Genomic DNA, 21219 nt, shown 5'->3' with positions numbered 1-21219 from the left:
GGCCTGGCGGCCGCGACGGGATCATGGCGCCAGCGCTTGCCGCAAGGACACGTCGTCATGGCGCGAGGACGCAGGCATGCTTGCGTCGCGCCCCAGCAGTTGAGAGTAGTTCTCCACCACCCGGCAAGCCACCTGGCGCGCCGTCAGGCCGGGGGTCTGGAGCGGGCAGTTGCCTTGTCCGTAAGGTGCGTACACGGACGCATCGGTGACGCAGAACATGCCTATGGTTGCCGTCCGCGACGCCACGGCGAGATGCATGACGCCGCAGTCGGCGGTGATCATGAGATCCACGCCTGCCATCACCGCGCCCATGCGGCGTATGTCGGACGAGTAATAGGCTGGCCACTCCGCGCCCAGCATCGAACGCCCATGCATGGGAATCAGCTCGATGATGCTGGCCGTCGGGCAAAGCAGCTTGAAGGTGTCGATGAACTCGCGCCACCACGACATGGGATACCGCTTTTCGCCCGTGGCATTGGCGAACACGCCGACCACCGGAGGGGACGTGGTTTGCCGGGATTCGGACAGCAGTTGGTTGATTGCGCGGCGGCCGCTATCCATCTCCGGGTCGGTCAATCGAATGTCGAGCGTGGGCACGCTGTCCTGACGGGTGGTTTCAAGTTCCAGGGCCCAGCGCAACAAATTCACCGGCCGCTTGGCCATGTGTTGCCCCGCGATGTCGGTCGGCGCCGCATGGGTCAAGCCATCGCGTTTCGGGTTGTCGCTGAAGCCGAGCTTGTACGTGCCCCGAAGCAGACGCGTCAGCGTCCTGCTGAAGCCGGAGCCGACGCAGGGATCGATGATGAGGTCGTAATGCGTTCCGCGCACGCGTCGAATCAGCCGCAGGAACGGAAGCGGATGCTTGAAGCCACGTTTTGGCAAGCAATACACGTTCTGCACGCTGAAGAAGCTGGCGAACACTTCCTTGGCGATGTCGCCCTCCGAAATGACATCGATTTCCGCCCCCTTGTAGTGCCGTTCGAGCTCGCTGATCAGTGGCGTCAGCAGAACGGTGTTGCCAAGGCGATGGTTGGGCCGGCAGATCAGGATGCGGAAGACTCCCTTGCGTGGAAGCGGGGTATCGCAGCGGCGAGTCAGAATCTGATTCAAGCGGCACCAACGTAGAAGTGGATGGGACGGACGCTGTTGCTACGCGCACAGCGAATTCCGTGCCATTGGCACAACTATTTGATGCACATGGAAAAGACGCCCTCCTTTCGAGACGGGCCGGCATGCAGTCTGCAAAATTTGTCTGCACGAATTGGCGTGCCGACGCGTGCTTCAGGGTGACGCGTGACGCTCCGGGCACGCCGGCAGTTCATTGCCCGGCTTGGATGGAAGCGTGATGGTCATCGCCACACGTACCGACGCGTCCACCTGGCATGCCGCCACGTAGCCAATCGCACCTGGCGTCTTCGCCACGAACTGGACAACGGCATCGGGCGACGCAAGCACGTAGGGTGGACTCACACCCTGGAAGTACTGCTTGTTCCAGTAATCCTGGAGTTGCACACCGTCCATGTGCAGGATCGCGTGCGCAAACGCGTCACGCAGGGAATCTCCGCTCGGGAGGTTGACCGGGGTCAGCCTCCGACCATGGTCGTCCACGAAGATCCTCTTCAGGTAGACGTTGCGCAGCGTGTCCTGATTGAAGGTCAATTGAGGCGCATCGGGCGCGGTAATGATGGCCATCTGCGACGATGCAGCCCAGGACGCCGGGGCGAACGTCAGCAGGCCCCCCATGGCCAGTCGTTCCAACCATTGCCGGATGCGTCCGCGCATGGCTCGTCAGAACAGGATCGCGGCGGAGGCCAGCCAGCCGGTGGGGGCCAGCAGCAGGTTGTGGTTGCCGTCACGGTATTCGATCTTCAGGACGATGCCTTCGATCGGCTTGAAGTTGATGGCCGTGGTGCGGATGGTGCTGGTCTGCTCCGGTGTCGAGGAGCGGTAGCGCTCGTAGCGCTCGATCAGGTAGAACCGGCGCCACAGCGGTATTTCTGTCTGCACGAATCCGCCGCGTTCGTCGGGTCGACGGTCGGTGCTGCTGCGATAGATGGCCTCGCCGGTGAAATCGATGTAATGCGTGGTCCAGCTGAAATCGAGGCCGCTCAGAAAGTACTTGTCGCGAGGCGATTCCAGCTCGTAGCTGAGGGCAGAAGCGCCGACGCTCAGCGAATCCCCGAACAGGTGGTACAGCACCCGGCCACCGACTGCCTGACGAAAATTGTTTTGCAGCGTCTCCGTCGTACCGAAATTGGTGTACGCATTGTCCTGGTCGTCGCCGATCCTTAGGTTCTTCGTGTCGTCGGCAAACACCCAGTAATCGAGGTCGTTCCCATGCACGGGAAGCGTGCCGAACATCATGGCGCCCGTAGCATGGAGCGCGAAGGCCGCCGACGTCGAAAGCGGTCGCGATATCGTCCAGGTCAGCGGGTCGGCATGCACCAGATTCCACTCGCCGACGGGGGTGAGGAACTTGCCGAAGCGGAAGTTGACGTACGGGTTTGCGTGGTAGTCGACGTACAGGCGCTCGACATCCAGCTCGGCGTCGTCGACATCGGTGCGTCCCCGGCTGGTCACCGGGTTGGCAGCGTCGATCTCGGTGAACAACTGCCACTGTGCCCCGATGTCCTGGGTCAGGAACAGGCTGAAGTCGTGGACGTTGTAACTGGTCTTGGTGCCCTGGACGTCATAGAAGTTGAAGTCCGCGTAACCGCCTATCCGCAGCCCCGTGCCGGGGAAGTACAGGCCCTGGCCCAGCGTGTAAGGGGCCGGTTGCCAAACGCTGCTTGCGTTGCCACTGTCGGCAGCCACGGCTACCGATGCGTGCGCAAGCCCGAACAGCAAGGCGGCCACGCCATAGCGCAAAAAGCGGCACAGGTACCTGTTCATGGAGTTGTTACCGGCAAGTGCATGGAGCGGAGCCGACACGTATGGGCCATGTCGTCGAGTATGCGAAACCTCAAGGAAGGCGCACTCCCCATGTCGGATCGGCGCCGCACGAATTCTGCGACACTGGGATAGGAGACCGCAAAACAGCACCCCTGACCATGGGCGCCCCCAGTACCACCCTCACGCGACGGCATTCAATTGACAATACGAGCCGCCCTTTTTCGCCTGCTGTTCTGGACTCTGCTGGGCACGGTGCTGGTCGTGGGCGCGTTGTCGTTTTACCAGTTCCGCACCGCGCTCAGAACGGAGATCGCGGCGAACCTCCGGTTCGGCGCCAGCACGGTCATGCAGCGCATCGATACCTTGCTGTTCTCCCATATCGAGAACATGCGCGTGTGGAGCGGGCTGGAGGTCATGCAGGACATCCGCATCCACGACGTGGACAAGCGCTTGTCGCACTTTCTTTCGGACCTGCATGCAGGACAGGGAAGTGCCTACACTGCCCTGCTGTGCACGGACGAATATGGGCGGGTGGTCGCGGCCAGCCAAGCGGCCTATATCGGGACGATGGCGCCGGTCGCCAGGTCCTGGCGCGTCATTCCCGGCGACAGGCTCGGCGGCGTGAGCCTGGCACGGGTTCCCGATGCCGATGGCGGAACGACCCTTTTGCGCACGGCGATCCCCAATGCATTCGGTGAAGGCAGCCTTGGCTATCTCTATGCCGTGCTCGACCGGCATGTCGCACAGCAACTGCTGGACGATGCCGTTGACCACGGGCCGCGGAGCCTGTTGTTGCTTGATGAAAATGGCCACGTGATCGCGGCGTCTGCCGCGCTGCGCGCACGCATCGATGTGGGTCGACTGACGCTGAACTGGCGCCTGCCTGATCATGGTGCCGTGTCTTACGTGCGCGATGGCGGCGTGCTGGGCTACGGCACGGTTCTGGTAGGCGTGGCCAGATCCGAGGGCTATCAGCAATTCCAGGGCCTAGGTTGGCACATCGTGATGGTGGAGCCCACTCTTGTGTCCTTCGGGCCGATATGGCGCTTGTTGTGGGCGATGCTGGTGGTTCTCGTGCTGACCCTGATCGCCGGTCTGTGGATCTCTTCGCATCTGGCCCATCGCATCGCCTTGCCGATCATGACCCTCACCGATTTCACGCGCAGCTTCCGTCAACGCGACGTAGCCCTGGTGCCATTGCCAGCCACCAACATCCTCGAACTCAAGGAGCTGCATCACGCCTACGCGGAGATGATCGATGACTTGGCGAAGTCGCGCGAGCAGGTCGTACGCGCAGGCAAGCTCGCGGTCGTGGGGGAAATGGCGGCGATCATGGCGCACGAAGTACGCACGCCTCTCGGCATCCTGCGCAATTCAGCGCAGCTGTTGCAGCGGCAACCCGAACTGGGGGAGCGGGAACGCGAGCTCATCGGCTTCATCTTCAGCGAAACCGAGCGGCTCAATCGCCTGGTGACCCTGTTGCTCGAATGCGCGCGCCCGACGCAACCGGATTTCAGACCGCACGATCTGCATGCCATCATCGACAGTGTGCTGAGCATTCTGGCGTCGCGGGCCGAGAAGGCAGATGTTTCGCTCTCCTGCAGCTTCGCCGAGCCAGAACTGATCTTCCTGTGCGACCGGGAGCAGATCATGCAGGTACTGCTCAACTTGGTACTGAACGCACTCGCATTTGTCGGCGACCATGGACACGTGCAGATTGCCACGCGACTCGACGGTCCGGTATTGCAGATTTCCGTGAGGGACGACGGACCCGGCGTACCCCTCGCACTTCGGCAAGCCATCTTCGATCCCTTTTTCAGCCGCCGCGAAGGTGGCATCGGCCTCGGGCTGACCATCGTGCAACAGATCGTGCATGTGCATGGTGGCGAGATCGCCGTGGGCGAAAGCCCGTGGGCCGGGGCATCCTTCAATCTCACCTTTGCAATGAACAGGCAGGATCGATGAGCGCCAAGCGCATCCTCATAGTCGACAACGAAGCCAAGATGCGGCGCATCCTGGAGCTGTCGCTCAAGGCAATGGGGCATATCGTGTCCGAAGCCGCGGACGGGGCCGCGGCGCTGTCCATTGTCGAAAAACAAGCTGTCGACCTGGTCCTGACCGACTTGCGCATGCCGGGCATGGACGGCATTGCCCTGCTCGCCGCGTTGCGCGAGCGGGGCATGGACGTTCCCGTCATCGTGATGACGGCCTATGGCACCATCGAAACGGCCGTAGAGGCCATGAAGCTCGGCGCGGTCGATTACATCATTCGCCCATTCGAAATGGAGACCGTCGAAATGGCGGTCACCCGGGCGCTGGCCATGCAGGCTGTGCAGCGCGAGAACAGCTTCCTGCGCGAGGAGGTTTCGCGCGGCTGGGGTGCCTTCGTCGGAACAAGCGTCGCCATGCAATCGCTCTACGAGCTGATCCGCCAGGTGGCGTCAACACGCAGCAATGCCTTCATTGTCGGAGATACCGGCACAGGCAAGGAGCTGGTGGCACGCGCCATCCACGAAGCCTCTGGTCGGACGGGCTTGTTCGTGCCGATCAACTGCGCAGCCATCCCGGCAGAGTTGCTGGAGAGCGAGCTTTTCGGACATGTCAAAGGTGCGTTTACCGGCGCCGTGCGCGATCGCGTCGGGAAATGCGAGCTGGCCAGCACGGGCACGATCTTTCTCGACGAAATCACCGAGATGCCCGCCAACCTGCAAGTCAAGTTGCTGCGCGTGCTGCAGGAAGGGTGCATTGAAAGGCTGGGAGCCAACGGAACGGTTCCGGTGGATCTGCGGATCGTGTCGGCCACCAACCGGGATCTGCAGCAAGCGGTGGAAAGCGGCGCGTTGCGGCGGGATTTGTATTTCCGCCTCAACGTCGTGCGCATCGATGTGCCAGGACTTCGCGATCGCCGAGGTGACATCGCCCTGCTGGCCAATCACTTTCTACGCAAACATGCGCTGGAGCTGGGTCGTGCCGTGCCCAGCCTGGATTCGCATGTGCTGCAGCGTCTCGAAGCTTATGAATGGCCCGGCAATGTGCGCGAACTCGAGAACATCATGGAGCGCGCGGTTGTTCTGTGCCGTGGCGAAGAGATCACCCTGGCGCATCTGCCGGTGGAGCTGGTCCATCAGCCGCCCAGCCGCTCCGCACCACCCGTCACGCTTGTCGACAATGAAGGTTCCCTCAACCTGAAGGCTCAAGTCGAAGAACTCGAATGTCGACTCATCAAATCAGCGCTGGCGCGTAGCGCCAATAACAAGGCGGCAGCAGCCCGCCTGCTTGGCATCAGCGAACGGACCCTCTGGTACAAGCTCAAGACATATAAGGTGGAGAGCTAGACCGGATTGCCCGGCACCCGCCAATGGCCGCGAACAAATTGACCAAGTTCTGGCGGAAGTTCTAGCCAAGATCCTCCGCTGGCGTGGTCCGGGAATGCATGACGACCGGTGCCCAGGTGCAGCCAGGAAGCCGAGAGGCGTAGCGGACTCCCTGGGTCCTCAGGGCCTTGTCATTGAAAGCAGAACGCAACGGGGCGGCGCTGATCGAAGCATCGAGGTCAACCCGGGCTAGGTCTAACGCATGCTGATGCGCCGTCAGCAATTCCAGTGGACGAAGGCTGCGAGTCACTTCACGCCTGCCTGTCTCACGTTCTTGATGCGAAGACAAATCTCTGTCGAAAGTGCCAGATGCCTAAGGGTGCCAATCGGAGATAACTGGAGTACGCATATCAGCTCAGTGCGGAGCGACGAAACCCAGCCTCGAAAAAGCAAAAACCCCTGTAAAACAGGGGCTTCGCAGTACTGGCGGAGAGAGAGGGATTCGAACCCTCGATAAGGCTTTTGACCCTATACTCCCTTAGCAGGGGAGCCCCTTCGGCCACTCGGGCATCTCTCCGGGATTTGGTGTCGCTGCGAGCCGGCAAGGATACCTGCCGGTCGACTCGGCGTAAAGCCCGAAGGCCGTGGATCAGTGGTTTTCGTCGCCGTGCCCAGTGCCCGGCTCGTGGCCGCTCTTGATGCGCTGGTAGATTTCTTCGCGATGCACGGCAACGTCCTTGGGCGCATTGATACCGATGCGCACCTGATTGCCCTTCACGCCCAGAACGGTGACGGTCACCTCGTCGCCGATCATCAGGGTTTCGCCAACCCTGCGGGTCAGAATCAACATGGTTGCTGCTCCATTGGTTCCTGGTTCCAGACCTGCAGACGATGGCGCCTCACCCCTGAGCCTCCATCACTACAGTTCGACGATCGATCCGTCGAAGGCCCTACCGCCTTCCCGGCTCACCATCCCGGCTACCTGCCGCGGCAATCATTCATTGTCCGCAAACTGCAACCGTGGGGATTCGAACGATACTAACGAGCATCCATCCTTGGCGCAATGCGCACGAGTACGCCTTTACTCATCGCAATGAATACCCTGTTCAGGCCCTCAACTGGTCCGAAACCCACAGCGGCAGGCCCGCCAGGATCGTTGACAGGTCGGGCGCGTCAATGCCGCCGCCTTGCGCCATGTCTGGCCGACCGCCGCCCTTGCCGTCGATCTGCTTTGCCACGTGCGCAACCACGTCGCCGGCCTTGATGCGGCCCAGCGCGCCGCCGTGCACGCCGGCGATCAACGAGACGCGACCGTCCGCCGCACCCGCCAGCAGGACCACGCAGTCGCCCAGTTGCTGCTTGAGCTGATCCACGCTATCGCGCAAGGCCTTGGCGTCCAGCCCCTCCAACCTGGCGGCCACCACCTTGATGCCTTGGACATCCTGTGCGTCGCCGGCCAGCTCAGCCGTGGCGGATCCGGCCGCCTTGGCGCGCAGCGATTCCAGCTCGCGCTCCAGCTTTTTCTGCTTGTCGAACAACTGGCGCAGCTTTTCGACGGCATCGTCGCCGCTGCTGGAAAGCAGGTGCGACAGCTCGCCGAGGCGACGCTCCTCGTCGCCCACGAAGGCCAACGCGCCGGCACCGGTGACCGCCTCGATGCGGCGTACGCCGGAGGCCACGCCGGACTCGGCCACGACCTTGAACAGACCGATGTCGCCGGTGCGGCCCACGTGGGTGCCGCCGCACAGCTCGGTGGAGAACTCGCCCATCTTCAGCACGCGCACTTCGTCACCGTATTTCTCGCCGAACAGTGCCATGGCGCCGAAGGCGATGGCGTCGTCGTAGGCCATGTGGCGCACTTCGGCGGCCGCGTTGCGGCGCACCTCGGCGTTGACCAGGGCCTCCACCTCGGCGAGCTCTCCACGGCTCAGAGGTTTGTGGTGGGCGAAATCGAAGCGCAGGCGCTCGGGGGCCACCAGCGAACCCTTCTGCGTGACGTGCGTGCCCAGCACCTTGCGCAGCGCGGCGTGCAGCAGATGGGTGGCGGAATGGTTGAGCACGATGGACTGACGGCGTGCGGTGTCAACCTGCGCGTCCACCACGTCGCCGGTCTTCAGCGGCTGCACGCCATGCCAGGTGCCGGCATGGCCGAAGAACACGCCGCCCATCTTCAATGTATCGGCCACCTCGAAGCGGCCGCCGGCTTGCGACAACGTACCGGTATCGCCCACCTGGCCACCGGATTCGGCGTAGAACGGCGTGCGGTCGAGTATCACGAAGCCCTGTTCGCCTTCGTCGAGCTGTCCGACCTGGCGGCCATCGCGCACGATGCCCAGCACCTTGCTTCCGGTCGCAGCCAAAGCGTCGTAGCCGAGGAAGACGGTGGGTGCGAGCTGGCTGGCGAGTTCCGCCGGCATCTGGCCCTTGGCCTCGAACTTGCCCGCGGCGCGGGCGCGCTCGCGCTGCTCGTTCATTAGCACGTCGTAACCGGCCATAGCCTCCGCGTCGACCTTCGTCCCTCGTTCACGAACTACGTCCGCAATCAAATCGGGCGGACATCCGTAAGTGTCATGAAGGAGGAAAAGGTGTTCTCCAGTCAGGTGTCCTTTGCTCTGATGCAGGTAGCTCTCAAGATGCATCATCCCCGAGTCCAAAGTTTGAGCGAAGGATCTCTCCTCCGCCTTAAGGACTTCTTCGACAAATTGTTGCCGCTCAATGAGCTCGGGATAAGCCTCACCCATTTCTTCAACCAATGGCTGGACCATGCGCCAGAAATATCCGTCCGCGCTTAGCCCGTGCAATTTATAAATGTGGCGAATCGCTCGACGAATGATTCGACGCAGTACATAGCCACGCCCTTCATTGGAGGGTTGCACACCATCCACGATCAGAAACGAGCAGGCGCGCACGTGGTCGGCGATCACGCGCAACGACTGGTTGGCGAGATCTTTCGTGCCGGTCAGTTCCGCCGCCACCTTGATCAGGTGCTGGAACAGGTCGATCTCGTAGTTGGAATGCACGTGTTGCAGCACGGCGGCCAGGCGCTCCAGGCCCATGCCGGTGTCCACGCAGGGCGCGGGCAGTTTCGACAGCGTGCCGTCGGGCGCGCGATCGAACTGCATGAACACCAGGTTCCAGATCTCGATGTAGCGGTCACCGTCCTCGTCGGGCGAGCCGGGCGGGCCACCGGCCACGTCCGCGCCGTGGTCGTAGAAGATCTCGGTACACGGACCGCAGGGGCCGGTGTCGGCCATCTGCCAGAAGTTGTCGGAAGCAAACGGCGCCCCCTTGTTGTCGCCGATGCGCACGATGCGCTCGGCCGACACGCCGACTTCCTTGTGCCAGATGTCGTAGGCCTCGTCGTCGGTGTGGTAGACGGTGACCCAGAGCTTTTCGGGCGGCAGCTTGAGCACCTGGGTGAGCAGCTCCCATGCCCAGGTGATCGCTTCGCGCTTGAAGTAGTCGCCGAACGACCAGTTGCCCAGCATCTCGAAGAAAGTGTGGTGGCGCGCGGTGTAGCCCACGGCATCCAGGTCGTTGTGCTTGCCGCCCGCGCGCAGGCAGCGCTGCACGTCGGCCGCACGCACATAGGAGAGCTTTTCGCTGCCCAGGAACACGTTCTTGAACGGCACCATGCCCGAGTTGGTGAACAGCAAAGTCGGGTCACTGGCCGGCACCAACGACGCGGAGGGCACGATGGTGTGGCCTTTCGCGCGGAAAAAGTCGAGGAAGGTTGAACGGATGTCGGCGGTTTTCATTCGTGACGGCAATGGCTGCGAGGAGGTACGCCGCTACTCCGCCGCGATCAAGTCTCCTCGTCGGCTTCGTCCACTTCGGCGTGGGTCGCATATCTTACCGTGGCGGCGGAAAAACCGCGCCGCAGGAGGAATTGCGCCCTCTTCCCCTGCTCCTCGCGATCCGCGGCGGCCTTGCCGCCGTAGCGGCGGCGTAGCTGGTTGACAGCACTCGCCTGCCAGTCCACTTCGGATTCGTCCAGCAGGCGGCGGATCGCCGCATCGGCCAAACCGTGGGTTTTCAGCTCCATGCGGATGCGCGCGGGGCCGTAGCCTTGCGAAGCGCGATTGCGCAGGAGCATGGCGGCAAAGCGTTCATCGTCCTGGTAATGCTGCTCGCCCAGCCTGGCCAAGGCTGCGTCAGACTCTTCGCCGGCGTAGCCACCCTGATCCAGCTTGCGGCGGAGTTCGCGTTTCGACTGCTCGCGGCGGGCCAGCAGGCCCAGTGCCTTGTCGTAGGCGCTGGAGCGCGGTTTGCCGGTGTTGTCGCTCTGCTTGCGCTTCATGGGAGCTTGCCGTATCGCCAAATTCGGCATTTGCCCCAGGCTAGCTCGCCTGCGGCGGACTTTCGAACGCCTGCCGCAAGCGACAGGGCAGTTTCGGCCGCCTGCCAGCGTCCGAGTTCCTTCTTTAGCTGGCGCACGCCACCGCAGGAGCGGCGGCGAACAGCGAAGCCGGCCCGAAGGGCAGAGGGCAGAGCCTGTCCCGGACTCGATCCGGGAATGCCCCGAGTCAAGAGAAGGAACCAAGAGAAGTGGCCTGACTTGACGTCGGACCTACGAGCAGGCTGTGTCGAGGACTTCGGATCGACTCACAGCGATACGACCTGCCATGCGGCCACACCGCGCCGTATCTGAAGACCGAGGATTGCGCCTCCGCGGGGCGGAGGCGCAATGCGATCAGGCTTCTTCCAGCGCCTCCTCGGAGGCCGAAGCCTTGCCTGCATTGCTCACCAGCAGGCGGACGCGCAGCTCGGCGTCGATCTCGTTGGCGACGGCGGGGTTGTCCCTGAGGAACTGGCGGACGTTTTCCTTGCCCTGGCCGATGCGGTCGCCCTTGTAGCTGTACCAGGCCCCGGACTTGTCGATCAGGTTCTGCGCCACGCCCAACTCGATGATCTCGCCTTCGCGCGAGGTGCCTTCGCCATAGAGGATCTCGAACTCGGCCTGGCGGAACGGCGGCGCCACCTTGTTCTTGACCACCTTGACGCGGGTCTCGGAACCGATGACCTCTTCGCCCTTCTTCACCGCACCGGTGCGACGGATGTCCAGGCGCACCGAGGCGTAGAACTTCAGCGCATTGCCGCCGGTGGTGGTTTCGGGGCTGCCGAACATCACGCCGATCTTCATGCGGATCTGGTTGATGAAGATCACCAGGCAGTTGGATTTCTTGATGTTGGCGGTGAGCTTGCGCAGCGCCTGGCTCATCAGGCGGGCATGCAGGCCGACGTGGGAGTCGCCCATCTCGCCTTCGATTTCGGCCTTGGGCGTGAGCGCAGCCACCGAATCCACCACCACCACGTCCACCGCACCGGAACGCACCAGCATGTCGGCGATTTCCAGCGCCTGTTCGCCCGTGTCGGGCTGGGAGACCAGCAGATCGTCCACGTTCACGCCAAGCTTCTGGGCATAGGTGGGATCGAGCGCATGCTCGGCGTCGACGAAGGCCGCGGTGCCGCCGTTCTTCTGGCAGTTGGCGATCACCTGCAGGGTGAGCGTGGTCTTGCCCGAGGATTCCGGTCCGTAGATTTCGACCACGCGGCCGCGCGGCAGGCCACCCACGCCCAGCGCGATGTCCAGACCCAGCGAACCGGTGGACACGGTTTCGATCGCCTCGTTGGTGCGATCGCCCATGCGCATCACGGCACCCTTGCCGAACTGCTTTTCGATCTGGCCGAGGGCAGAGGCGAGCGCCTTGCGCTTGTTGTCATCCATCGTCTTGGTTCCGGTTGGCTGCGAATGTGGGGCCATGATGCCCGGGCTGCATCTCACGGGCTGCGATCACGGCGAACATGAAGTATCCCACACCGGTCAAGCCTTACCGTCGGCAGGCAACGCCTCACTCGGTCAGGGTTTTCCGCAGGCCGGCGAGCGCGGCGGCCACGGTCTGGCGGCGCACCGCTTCGCGGTCGCCGGCGAACTGGAACAGTTGCGCATGGGCATAGCCACCGCGCCGCTTCCAGGCGATCCAGACGGTGCCCACCGGTTTGTCCGCGGTGCCGCCGCTGGGGCCGGCGATGCCGGTGACTGCCACCGTCACACCGGCGCCGAAACGGGCCAGCGCGCCGGCAACCATCTGCAGTGCGACCTCCTCGCTCACCGCGCCGACACGCTCCAGCGTGCGCGGATCGACACCCAGCAGCGCCTGCTTGGCCTCGTAGCTGTAGGTCACCACGCCGGCGGCGAACCACACCGAACTGCCCGGCAGGTCGGTGAGCGTCTTGGCGATCCAGCCGCCGGTGCACGATTCGGCGGTGACCAGCATCAGCCGCTGGCGCTGGGTCTCGTCCGCCACTGCCTGCGCCAGCCCGCGCAATTCGGCATCGGTAGGAACAGACGACAACTCCATGCGAGACTCCCGCTCTTCAAGACCGGCACGTTAACGCGGATCGGCCACCCTGTTCCACCCACGCGCAATTACGCATGAGCCAAGACGATCTCTCCCTGCACACCCCGCTGATGCGCCAGTACCTCACCGCGAAGGCGGCGCATCCCGACGTGCTCCTGTTCTTCCGCATGGGCGATTTCTACGAGCTGTTCTACGACGATGCGCGCAAGGCGGCACGGCTGCTGGACATCACGCTGACCCAGCGCGGGCAGTCGGCGGGGGCACCGATCCCGATGGCTGGCGTGCCCTACCACGCGGTGGAGAACTACCTGGCCAAGCTGGTACGCCTGGGCGAGTCGGTGGCGATCTGCGAACAGATCGGCGACCCGGCGCTGGCCAAGGGCATCGTGGAGCGCAAGGTGGTGCGCGTGGTCACGCCGGGCACGGTGACCGACGCCGCGCTGCTGGAGGAGCGTCGCGACAACCTGCTGCTGGCGATCAGCGCGGGCGCGAAGGACGGCTACGGTCTCGCCTGGGTGGATCTCTCCAGCGGCCGTTTCTTGCTCAGCGAAGTGCCGGGCGTCGAAGCGCTGGCCGCGGAACTCGCGCGCCTGCAGCCGGCCGAGACGCTGGTGGATGAAAGCGTGGCCTGGCCGAAGCTGGTTTCCGCACTGCCCGGCCTGCGCAAGCGGCCCCCATGGCATTTCGAGAGCGACGCCGCACGGCGCGAACTCAACCGTTTCTTTGGCACGCGCGACCTCGGCGGCTTCGGCGTGGACCAGCTGCCGCTGGCCATCGGCGCCGCCGGCTGTCTGCTCGGCTACGTTGAGGAAACCCAGAAGAGCGCCCTGCCGCATCTCAGCGGCATGGCCGTGGAATCCGCCGGCGAGACCATCGCGCTGGATGCCGCCACGCGCCGCAACCTGGAACTCGACACGCATCCCAGCGGCCGCACCGAACACACCCTGCTCGGCGTGCTGGACGAAACCGTGACGCCGATGGGCGCGCGCCTGCTGCGCCGCTGGCTCAACCGGCCACTGCGTTCGCGCGCGGTGCTGCGTGCGCGCCATCACGCCACCGGCGCGCTGATCGACAACCGCCAGTACGAGGCATTGCGCGATCAACTGCGCGGCATCGGCGATCTGGAGCGCATTCTCGCGCGTGTGGCGCTGCGTTCGGCAAGGCCGCGCGATCTCTCCACCTTGCGTGATGGCTTGTTGGCAGCGCCCGTAATCAGTGCGCTCATCCATGAGTGCGAAGATCAAGAAGCGGCCATCCATGGCCGCACTCTTCAACAAGAGCCCGCTCCGTTGCTGCAATCGCTGGTGAAGCGTATCGGCGACCACGCCGATAGTGCCGCCCTGCTTGCAAGCGCCATCGTGGCGCAGCCACCGGTACTGCAACGCGACGGCGGCGTCATCGCCGACGGCTACGACGCCGAGCTGGACGAATTGCGCCGGCTGTCCACCCACGCCGACCAGTACCTGGTGGAACTGGAAGAACGCGAGAAGACTGCCAGCGGCATCCCCACGCTCAAGGTGGGCTACAACCGCGTGCACGGCTACTACATCGAGATCAGCAAGGCGCAGTCGGACAAGGCGCCTACTCACTACACGCGCCGCCAGACCACCAAGAACGCCGAGCGCTACATCACCGAGGAGCTCAAGCAGTTCGAGGACAAGGTACTCAGCGCGAAGGAACGCTCGCTGATGCGCGAGCGCGCGCTGTACGAGGCGCTGCTCGACACGCTCACCGGGCAACTGGAACCGCTCAAGCAGGCTGCCGCCGCCATCGCGGAACTGGATGTGCTGGCCACGCTGGCCGAGCGCGCCGAGACGCTGGACTGGGCAGTGCCGGAACTCGCCGACGAACCCGGCATCGCCATCGAGCGCGGCCGCCACCCCGTGGTGGAAAAGGTCCGCGAGGAACCGTTCGAGCCGAACGACCTCGCCCTCGACGACGCCCGCCGCATGCTGGTCATCACCGGCCCCAACATGGGCGGCAAGAGCACCTACATGCGGCAGAACGCGCTGATCGTGCTGCTCGCCCATATCGGCAGCTACGTGCCGGCCAGCCGCGCCGTGATCGGTCCTGTCGACCGCATCTTCACCCGCATCGGCGCGGGCGACGACCTTTCGCGCGGCCAGTCCACCTTCATGGTGGAGATGAGCGAAACCGCCAACATCCTGCACAACGCCACTGCGCACAGCCTAGTGTTGATGGACGAAGTGGGCCGCGGCACCAGCACCTACGACGGCCTAGCGCTGGCGCGCGCTGCAGCGGTGCATCTGGCCGCAACGAGCCGGGCCTTCACGTTGTTCGCCACACACTATTTCGAGCTGACCGAACTCGCCAACGAATTTTCCGGCATCGCCAACGTGCATCTCGACGCCGTCGAATACGGCGAGCAACTGGTGTTCATGCACGCAGTGAAGGAAGGCCCTGCCAACCGCAGCTTCGGCCTGCAGGTGGCGGCACTGGCCGGCCTGCCGAAGGCAGTGATCGCCGATGCCCGGCGCACGTTGGCGGAACTGGAGCACGGCATGCATGCGCACGTCGGCGCACCGGCACCTGCCGCCGATGCCTCGCCGCAGCTCGGCCTGTTCGCTCCGTCGGCGCCCTCGGCGGTGGAACATGCGCTGGATGCCATCGACCCCGATACGCTGGCGCCGCGTGACGCGCTGGAAGCGCTCTACCGGCTCAAGCAGCTGCGCTGAGAGCGGCATCGACACCTCTCCATCACGGCCTGCCCGACATACTCGCGGCTTCACGCCAGACGATAGTCTCGCACTATCGCCGGTATTGGAATATTCGAATTCCACGAATGGCTGGAGCTGCGTAGATTGGTTCGGGCCACCCCACGCACGAGGAGAGAGCCCATGTCCGCCGAAGCGAAGTGCCCCTTCCACCAGACGATCACCGGGACCACCAACCGCGACTGGTGGCCGAACCAGTTGCGGCTCGACCTGTTGAGCCAGCATTCCGAAAAATCCAGTCCGCTGGGCAAGACGTTCGGTTACCGCGACGAATTCAAGAAACTCGACTACACCGCGCTGAAGAAGGACCTGCTGACGCTGATGACCGATTCGCAGGACTGGTGGCCCGCCGACGGCGGCAGCTATGCCGGCCTGATGATACGCATGGCCTGGCACAGCGCCGGCACCTACCGCGTCGGCGACGGGCGCGGCGGCGCGGGGCGCGGGCAGCAGCGCTTCGCCCCGCTCAATTCGTGGCCGGACAATGTCGGCCTCGACAAGGCGCGCCGCTTGCTGTGGCCGATCAAGCAGAAATACGGCCAGCGGATTTCCTGGGCCGACCTGATCGTGCTGGCCGGCAATGTCGCACTGGAATCCAGCGGCTTCCGCACCTTCGGCTTCGCCGCGGGACGCGAGGACGTGTGGGAACCCGACCTCGACGTGTCCTGGGGCAACGAAACCGAATGGCTGGCGGCGAGCAGCACGCCGGGCAGCCGCTATTCGCACGGCAAGCCCGGCGAGCGCACGCTCGACAATCCGCTGGGCGCCGTGCAGATGGGCCTGATCTACGTGAATCCGGAAGGCCCCGACGGCAACCCCGACCCGCTCGCCGCCGCACACGACATCCGCGAGACCTTCGCGCGCATGGCCATGGACGACGAGGAAACCGTGGCGCTGATCGCCGGTGGCCACACCCTCGGCAAGACCCACGGCGCCGCGCCGGCCAGCCACGTCGGCGACGTGCCGGAAGCCGCCTCGCTGGAGCAGCAGGGCCTGGGTTGGGCCAGCACGTTCGCCAGCGGCAAGGGCAAGGATGCGATCGGCTCCGGCCTGGAAGTCACCTGGACGCGCACGCCATCGCAATGGAGCAACGACTTCTTCAAGTTCCTGTTCGACTTCGAGTGGGAGCTGGAAAAGAGTCCGGCCGGCGCGCATCAGTGGGTCGCCAAGGGCAGCGACGCGATCATCCCCGGCCCCACCGCCGATTCGCCGAAGCGCCGGCCGACCATGCTCACCACGGACCTGTCGCTGCGCTTCGATCCCGCCTACGAAAAAATCTCGCGCCATTTCCGCGACGATCCGCAGGCGTTCGCCAACGCCTATGCGCGCGCGTGGTTCAAGCTGACCCATCGCGACCTCGGCCCCAAGGCGCGCTACCTCGGTCCGGAAGTGCCGACGGAAGATCTGCTCTGGCAAGACCCTCTGCCCAAGGCCACGCATCACCCCAGCGCCGCCGACATCGCCGACCTCAAGGCGAAGATCGCCGCCTCAGGCCTGACCGTGTCGCAACTGGTTTCGCTGGCCTGGGCTTCGGCCTCCACCTTCCGCGGCGGAGACAAGCGCGGCGGCGCCAACGGCGCGCGCATCCGGCTGGCTCCGCAGAAGGACTGGGCGGTCAACGCGCTGGTCATCAAGGCGCTGCCGAAGCTGGAAGAAATCCAGAAGGCCTCCGGCAAGGCTTCGCTGGCCGACGTGATCGTGCTGGCCGGCGGCGTGGGCATCGAGATGGCGGCCAAGACGGCGGGCATCGCCGTCGAGGTGCCGTTCTCGCCGGGCCGCGTGGATGCCGGCGCCGAACAGACCGACGTCGAATCCTTCGGTTATCTGGAGCCGTATGCCGACGGTTTCCGCAACTACCTCAAGGCGAAATCGGATGTCCCTGCCGAGCATCTGCTGATCGACAAGGCGCAACGGCTCACCCTGACCGCACCGGAGATGACCGCATTGGTCGGCGGCCTGCGTGTACTGAACGCCAATCATGACGGCAGCGCGCACGGCGTGTTCACCGGCAACCCCGGTGTGCTCAGCAACGATTTCTTCGTCAACCTGCTGGACATGGCCACCGAATGGAAGCCAGCCGGCGACCTGTTCGAAGGCCGCGACCGCAGGACCGGCGTGACGAAGTACACCGGCACCCGCGTCGACCTGGTATTCGGCTCGAACTCGGTGCTGCGCGCGCTGGCCGAGGTCTACGCCAGCTCCGATGGCAAGGAGAAGTTCGTGCGCGACTTCGTGGCAGCGTGGGCCAAGGTCATGAGCCTCGACCGTTTCGATCTGGCCTGATCTGCGGCGCGGCGTTGCAGATAAAGAAACCGGCGTCACGCGACACCGGTTTCCTTTTCCATTGCCTGGCGACCCGAGGCGCCTATGAATTGCCAAGGGCCGGCGGCGCCGCGTGCGCCTCGTCCGGCATCGCGATATCGGGAATCGCATCCCATTCGGCCTGGCTCACTCCGTGCGGCAGCCCGGGCTCAGTGGTCGATGTGCGCGCCGGCAGGCGCCCGGCCACCACCAATTGGCAAATGCGCTCGAACACTTCCTCGCGACCGAACGGCTTCTTCATGAAGTCGTCGGCGCCGTAACGCTGCACGTAGAACTGTTCGGTAGCCTGCACGTTGCCGCTGATCATCACGATGGGAACATGCTGGGTGGCGGCCTCGCGCCGCAGGGTACGCAACACCTCGAAGCCGGACATGCCAGGCAACACGATGTCGAGGAAAATCAACGCCGGCTGCTCGCTCCGCGCCAGCGCCAGCGCGGCTTCGCCATCTTCGGCCTTGAGCACCTCATAGCCGTCCTGCGCGAGCATCTTGCCCAGCACCGCGCGAATCGTCGCGGAATCGTCCACCACCAGCACACGGGTGGCCACCGGCGCACGCACGCGAGGCTCGCTGAGGCGACGCTCGCTGCCAACCAGCCGCTTGAACAAACCAAAACCAGCCATCCCCTGCCCCTTCGCCGGCGAAGGCGCCCGCGTCGACGCAGTTTCCGCGTCGGCACGGGCGGACGCAAGCGAACAGACTCAAGGCTTCGCCGCGCGTACCTGCGGCTCGTAGCAGAGCAGCATGTTGCCGTTACCGAAACGCCGCGACTGGGTGAGGCGCAGATCCATCGCGACGTCGAAACCACCGAACAGCGACCTCCCCGGGCGGCCCAGTACGATCGGGATGATCACCAGCTGGTACTCGTCGATCAGCCCGGCGTGCCCCAGCGAAGCCACCAAACGGCCGCTACCGAGGATCACCAGGTCTGCTCCGGGTTCCCGTTTGAGCGTCTGCAGTCGCGACACTGCATCGCCTTGCAGCAGTGTGGTGTTGTTCCATTCGGCCTCATCCAGCGTGTGCGAGCAGACGAACTTCGGCACCGCGTTCATGCGTTCGGCCACCAGCGGTTCGTTCTGCGCCGCCGCTGACGAGGGCCACCAGGACGCCATCATCTGATAGGTGACGCGCCCGAACACCAGTTCACCGCCACTGCCTGCGTTGCCCTGCACGAAAGCATCCCACTCCGCGTCGCGTTCCCGCCGGTGGGTCCAGCCGAAGTCGCCGTCCGTGCGGGCGTAACAACCGTCCAGCGTCACCATTTCGAATGCAATGAGCCTGCGCATAATGGATACCCGGATGATGTGAATGGGATCAGGCCGCGGCGCCGACGGCAGTCGTGCTCGGGAAGGGTTCACGCCACGCCGGCATGGCCTGCAACTGCCTATGCCAGCGCGCAAGATGTTCGAAGCCCTCGAGCGGCAAGCGGGCTTCCTTCGCCCAGCCCAACGGAGTGGAAACCGCGAAATCCGCCACGCCGAGCCGGTCGCCCACCAGCCATTCGCGCTTGGCCAGGTGCGCGTCGAGGACGGCCGCGAAATGCCGGAAGAACTTCTCGGCCTCCGCCACGGCGGCCGCATCGGGTTCGCCCAGGCCCAGCCAGGGCTTGATCAGATGCTCGAAATACAGCGCACCGCCGTGCCGCAGGAAGTGCGCCTGGTTCCAGGACAGCCAGCGCAACACCTCGACCTGCAGCGTAGGAACGGTTGGCCACAGGTCCGAGCCGGCCAGCGTCGCCAGATGCACCATGATCGCGTCCGCCTCCCACAGGTGCAGCTCGCCATCGACCAGCAGCGGCACCTTGCCGTTCGGATTCAGCGCGAGATACGGCGGCTGGCGGTGCTCGCCGCGCGCGAGATCGACACGCACATAGTCGACCGGCGATTCGAGATACCGCGCCACGGCACAGGCTCGGCGAGGGTTGAAGGTCTCGGCGTAGTACAGCTTCATGGGGTGCTCCTCGGTGATGGAGGAGCACAGTCTGCGTCGTATCTATATATGTTCAAGAACATATTCAGCCTCGGCGCTACGCTGTGCCGGTACCGGAGGAGACCGCCATGCCATATAGCGCCGAACACAAGCAGCAGATCCGCTCACGCATCGTCGAGTGCGCCCGTGTGCTGTTCAACCGCAAGGGTTTCACCGAGGTCTCGATCGACGAGATCATGGCCAGCGCCAAGCTCACCCGCGGCGGCTTCTACAACCACTTCCGCACCAAGGAGGAACTGTTCGTGGAAGCGGTGGCGGCCTACCAGGACTTCAACCCGGCCGATCGCTGGCCGGAGCTGAACTTCGATTCGGGGCGGTGCGGGACGGCATTCGCCCGCCAGATGGTCGACGTCTATCTCTCCCGCGAACACCTGGACGACATCGAGGGGCACTGCCCGATGATCGCCCTGCCGTCCGACGTGGCGCGCGCCAGCCCCGGCGTGAAACACGCTTATCGCGGATTGCTGGAACGCATGGCCGGCATGTTTGCCCAGAGCGCCGATGCATCTGCCGACGCACACGTCGCTCGGCGGCACGGACTGGCCCTCGCTGCGCTGTGCGTCGGCGGCATGGTGCTGGCACGCACCATCGAGGACGACGCTTTCCGCGAGGAAATACGTGCGGCAACGCGTGCCACGGCACACGACCTGATCGACTGAACCACGCGGCGCCGCAGGTTTCTCGGACTTCCTCCGCTCGCCGGCGCCACCGGAACGCTTAAGGCCGCCATGCCGGGCACCTCACCGGCAAGGCAAGGATCGCAATCCGCCTGCGCCCTCACTTCGACCGGACACGACAGCCGTTCCGGCTCCACCCACGCCTCGACGCCGCCCCGCGCTCCGGCGTGACCGAATGGCTTCTTATGGAAGGGTCACTGCGACATTCGCCGCCTGCCGTCACCGACACAGACACAGACACAGACAGCGAAAGCTATGCGCAAACTGAACCGAACAAAATCTTCACCGGAATGGCTGTCAACACCGATGGCGGCGGCTCGTTATCGGCAACTGCGTGAGTCAAGGGCACCCGATGGGGCAGGATGCGGGAGGAATCCATCGGCTAGACAGTGAAAATGCTGGCCCACTCAACGCATGTGTGCTGCTTTCCCCGGCAACGGCGAAGCGGCGGATACCACTACAGCAAATCCGCTCACTCGAAGGAAAAATTGCCATGAATGCAAAGTCGAAGATTGCCCTGTTTGGCCTGGTCATCGGCGCCGCCATGATTTCCGGCCAGGCGATGGCGCAGACCACCCCGCAGACCGATGTGCCGGGCCACCCGCGTGTCAACGAGGTCAACAACCGCCTGACCAACCAGCAGAACCGCATCAACAACGGCCTGAAGAACGGCACCATGACGCAGAAGCAGGCCGCCCGCGACGAATCCCATGATGCGAACATCGCGCGCCGCGAAAGCGTGGACGAGGCCAAGCACAATGGCCACCTGACCAAGCAGGAGCAGAAGAACCTCAACCGCTCCGAGAACCGCGACAGCCGCCACATCTACAAGCAGAAGCATTGAGTCCCTGCCGTCGCCTGATTCCGGTCCGTTGCCCGCAAGGGCGGCGGACCGGAATGCAATGGCGGTGACCTGTCGGAAAAAAAGC

The 21219-nt window shown here is 64.3% G+C and carries 17 protein-coding genes and 1 tRNA gene; 6 read left to right on the top strand and 12 right to left on the bottom strand.

What is annotated here, in order from left to right:
- Positions 1-21: 21 nt before the first annotated feature.
- From IHE49_RS02495 to IHE49_RS02485, 3 genes are all read right to left on the bottom strand, one after another.
- Positions 22-1110, bottom strand: coding sequence for a glycosyltransferase family 9 protein (locus IHE49_RS02495; RefSeq protein WP_192154592.1), 1089 nt, complete (start codon positions 1108-1110; stop codon positions 22-24).
- A gap of 171 nt (positions 1111-1281) precedes the next feature.
- A complete protein-coding gene (locus IHE49_RS02490; RefSeq protein ID WP_192154589.1) occupies positions 1282-1743 on the bottom strand; it encodes a hypothetical protein in 462 nt (153 codons plus the stop codon).
- Positions 1744-1788: 45 nt separating this feature from the next.
- Positions 1789-2892 carry a porin gene (locus IHE49_RS02485; protein WP_192154587.1) on the bottom strand — a complete coding sequence of 368 codons (1104 nt, stop codon included), beginning with the start codon at positions 2890-2892 and terminating at the stop codon, positions 1789-1791.
- A gap of 261 nt (positions 2893-3153) precedes the next feature.
- Here IHE49_RS02485 and IHE49_RS02480 point away from each other — a divergent pair, with 261 nt between their 5' ends.
- Both IHE49_RS02480 and IHE49_RS02475 read left to right on the top strand, forming a co-directional pair.
- Positions 3154-4857 (top strand): ATP-binding protein, encoded by a 1704-nt coding sequence (locus IHE49_RS02480; protein WP_192154585.1) that lies wholly within the window; start codon positions 3154-3156, stop codon positions 4855-4857.
- Positions 4854-6227, top strand: a complete 1374-nt coding sequence (locus IHE49_RS02475; RefSeq protein WP_192154583.1) for a sigma-54 dependent transcriptional regulator — start codon at positions 4854-4856, stop codon at positions 6225-6227. Before IHE49_RS02480 ends, IHE49_RS02475 begins: the two co-directional genes overlap by 4 nt.
- A gap of 463 nt (positions 6228-6690) precedes the next feature.
- Here IHE49_RS02475 and IHE49_RS02470 read toward each other — a convergent pair.
- From IHE49_RS02470 to IHE49_RS02445, 6 genes are all read right to left on the bottom strand, one after another.
- A tRNA-Ser gene (locus IHE49_RS02470) sits at positions 6691-6783 on the bottom strand.
- Between the two features lie 72 nt (positions 6784-6855).
- Positions 6856-7056 carry a carbon storage regulator CsrA gene (gene csrA, locus IHE49_RS02465; protein WP_192154581.1) on the bottom strand — a complete coding sequence of 67 codons (201 nt, stop codon included), beginning with the start codon at positions 7054-7056 and terminating at the stop codon, positions 6856-6858.
- A gap of 256 nt (positions 7057-7312) precedes the next feature.
- Complete coding sequence (gene alaS / locus IHE49_RS02460; protein WP_192154579.1) at positions 7313-9964, bottom strand: alanine--tRNA ligase; 2652 nt, start codon at positions 9962-9964, stop codon at positions 7313-7315.
- 47 nt (positions 9965-10011) lie between these two features.
- Positions 10012-10506, bottom strand: a complete 495-nt coding sequence (locus IHE49_RS02455) for a regulatory protein RecX (RefSeq protein ID WP_192154577.1) — start codon at positions 10504-10506, stop codon at positions 10012-10014.
- 393 nt (positions 10507-10899) lie between these two features.
- Complete coding sequence (recA, locus tag IHE49_RS02450) at positions 10900-11934, bottom strand: recombinase RecA (protein ID WP_192154575.1); 1035 nt, start codon at positions 11932-11934, stop codon at positions 10900-10902.
- Between the two features lie 124 nt (positions 11935-12058).
- Positions 12059-12568: a CinA family protein gene (locus IHE49_RS02445; RefSeq protein WP_192154573.1), complete on the bottom strand. Its 510-nt coding sequence runs from the start codon at positions 12566-12568 to the stop codon at positions 12059-12061.
- Between the two features lie 74 nt (positions 12569-12642).
- Here IHE49_RS02445 and mutS point away from each other — a divergent pair, with 74 nt between their 5' ends.
- Together mutS and katG are read left to right on the top strand one after the other, a co-directional pair.
- Entirely contained in the window at positions 12643-15264 is a 2622-nt protein-coding gene (gene mutS, locus IHE49_RS02440) for a DNA mismatch repair protein MutS (protein ID WP_192154571.1), read from the top strand.
- A gap of 162 nt (positions 15265-15426) precedes the next feature.
- Positions 15427-17586 (top strand): catalase/peroxidase HPI, encoded by a 2160-nt coding sequence (gene katG / locus IHE49_RS02435; protein ID WP_192154569.1) that lies wholly within the window; start codon positions 15427-15429, stop codon positions 17584-17586.
- 82 nt (positions 17587-17668) lie between these two features.
- On the opposite strand, the gene IHE49_RS02430 is transcribed toward katG, so the two are convergent.
- From IHE49_RS02430 to IHE49_RS02420, 3 genes are all read right to left on the bottom strand, one after another.
- Positions 17669-18247 (bottom strand): response regulator, encoded by a 579-nt coding sequence (locus tag IHE49_RS02430; RefSeq protein ID WP_192154568.1) that lies wholly within the window; start codon positions 18245-18247, stop codon positions 17669-17671.
- A 78-nt stretch (positions 18248-18325) separates the two neighbouring features.
- Positions 18326-18910 (bottom strand): dihydrofolate reductase family protein, encoded by a 585-nt coding sequence (locus tag IHE49_RS02425; RefSeq protein WP_192154567.1) that lies wholly within the window; start codon positions 18908-18910, stop codon positions 18326-18328.
- Between the two features lie 28 nt (positions 18911-18938).
- On the bottom strand, positions 18939-19574 hold the full coding sequence (locus IHE49_RS02420) for a glutathione S-transferase family protein (RefSeq protein ID WP_192154565.1): 636 nt from the start codon (positions 19572-19574) through the stop codon (positions 18939-18941).
- Positions 19575-19681: 107 nt separating this feature from the next.
- Between IHE49_RS02420 and IHE49_RS02415 the strand changes: the two genes are divergently transcribed.
- A complete protein-coding gene (locus IHE49_RS02415) occupies positions 19682-20272 on the top strand; it encodes a TetR/AcrR family transcriptional regulator (RefSeq protein WP_192154563.1) in 591 nt (196 codons plus the stop codon).
- Between the two features lie 511 nt (positions 20273-20783).
- Positions 20784-21134, top strand: coding sequence for a hypothetical protein (locus tag IHE49_RS02410; protein ID WP_192154561.1), 351 nt, complete (start codon positions 20784-20786; stop codon positions 21132-21134).
- The last annotated feature ends 85 nt before the right edge of the window (positions 21135-21219 follow it).

The sequence above is a fragment of the Rhodanobacter sp. 7MK24 genome, from assembly GCF_014842995.1.
Classification (GTDB): Bacteria; Pseudomonadota; Gammaproteobacteria; order Xanthomonadales; family Rhodanobacteraceae; genus Rhodanobacter_A.
The sequence above is the reverse complement of the archived record's forward strand: the minus strand, read 5'-3'. Positions and strand labels throughout refer to the sequence as shown.

What these genes read in the sequence shown, in the direction of transcription:
- csrA (WP_192154581.1), bottom strand. Translation starts at nt 7,056, where the DNA reads ATGTTGATTCTGACCCGCAGGGTTGGCGAAACCCTGATGATCGGCGAC.
- IHE49_RS02485 (WP_192154587.1), bottom strand. Translation starts at nt 2,892, where the DNA reads ATGAACAGGTACCTGTGCCGCTTTTTGCGCTATGGCGTGGCCGCCTTG.
- IHE49_RS02415 (WP_192154563.1), top strand. Translation starts at nt 19,682, where the DNA reads ATGCCATATAGCGCCGAACACAAGCAGCAGATCCGCTCACGCATCGTC.
- IHE49_RS02425 (WP_192154567.1), bottom strand. Translation starts at nt 18,910, where the DNA reads ATGCGCAGGCTCATTGCATTCGAAATGGTGACGCTGGACGGTTGTTAC.
- recA (WP_192154575.1), bottom strand. Translation starts at nt 11,934, where the DNA reads ATGGATGACAACAAGCGCAAGGCGCTCGCCTCTGCCCTCGGCCAGATC.
- IHE49_RS02455 (WP_192154577.1), bottom strand. Translation starts at nt 10,506, where the DNA reads ATGAAGCGCAAGCAGAGCGACAACACCGGCAAACCGCGCTCCAGCGCC.
- alaS (WP_192154579.1), bottom strand. Translation starts at nt 9,964, where the DNA reads ATGAAAACCGCCGACATCCGTTCAACCTTCCTCGACTTTTTCCGCGCG.
- katG (WP_192154569.1), top strand. Translation starts at nt 15,427, where the DNA reads ATGTCCGCCGAAGCGAAGTGCCCCTTCCACCAGACGATCACCGGGACC.
- IHE49_RS02490 (WP_192154589.1), bottom strand. Translation starts at nt 1,743, where the DNA reads ATGGGGGGCCTGCTGACGTTCGCCCCGGCGTCCTGGGCTGCATCGTCG.
- IHE49_RS02430 (WP_192154568.1), bottom strand. Translation starts at nt 18,247, where the DNA reads ATGGCTGGTTTTGGTTTGTTCAAGCGGCTGGTTGGCAGCGAGCGTCGC.
- IHE49_RS02475 (WP_192154583.1), top strand. Translation starts at nt 4,854, where the DNA reads ATGAGCGCCAAGCGCATCCTCATAGTCGACAACGAAGCCAAGATGCGG.
- mutS (WP_192154571.1), top strand. Translation starts at nt 12,643, where the DNA reads ATGAGCCAAGACGATCTCTCCCTGCACACCCCGCTGATGCGCCAGTAC.
- IHE49_RS02445 (WP_192154573.1), bottom strand. Translation starts at nt 12,568, where the DNA reads ATGGAGTTGTCGTCTGTTCCTACCGATGCCGAATTGCGCGGGCTGGCG.
- IHE49_RS02420 (WP_192154565.1), bottom strand. Translation starts at nt 19,574, where the DNA reads ATGAAGCTGTACTACGCCGAGACCTTCAACCCTCGCCGAGCCTGTGCC.
- IHE49_RS02410 (WP_192154561.1), top strand. Translation starts at nt 20,784, where the DNA reads ATGAATGCAAAGTCGAAGATTGCCCTGTTTGGCCTGGTCATCGGCGCC.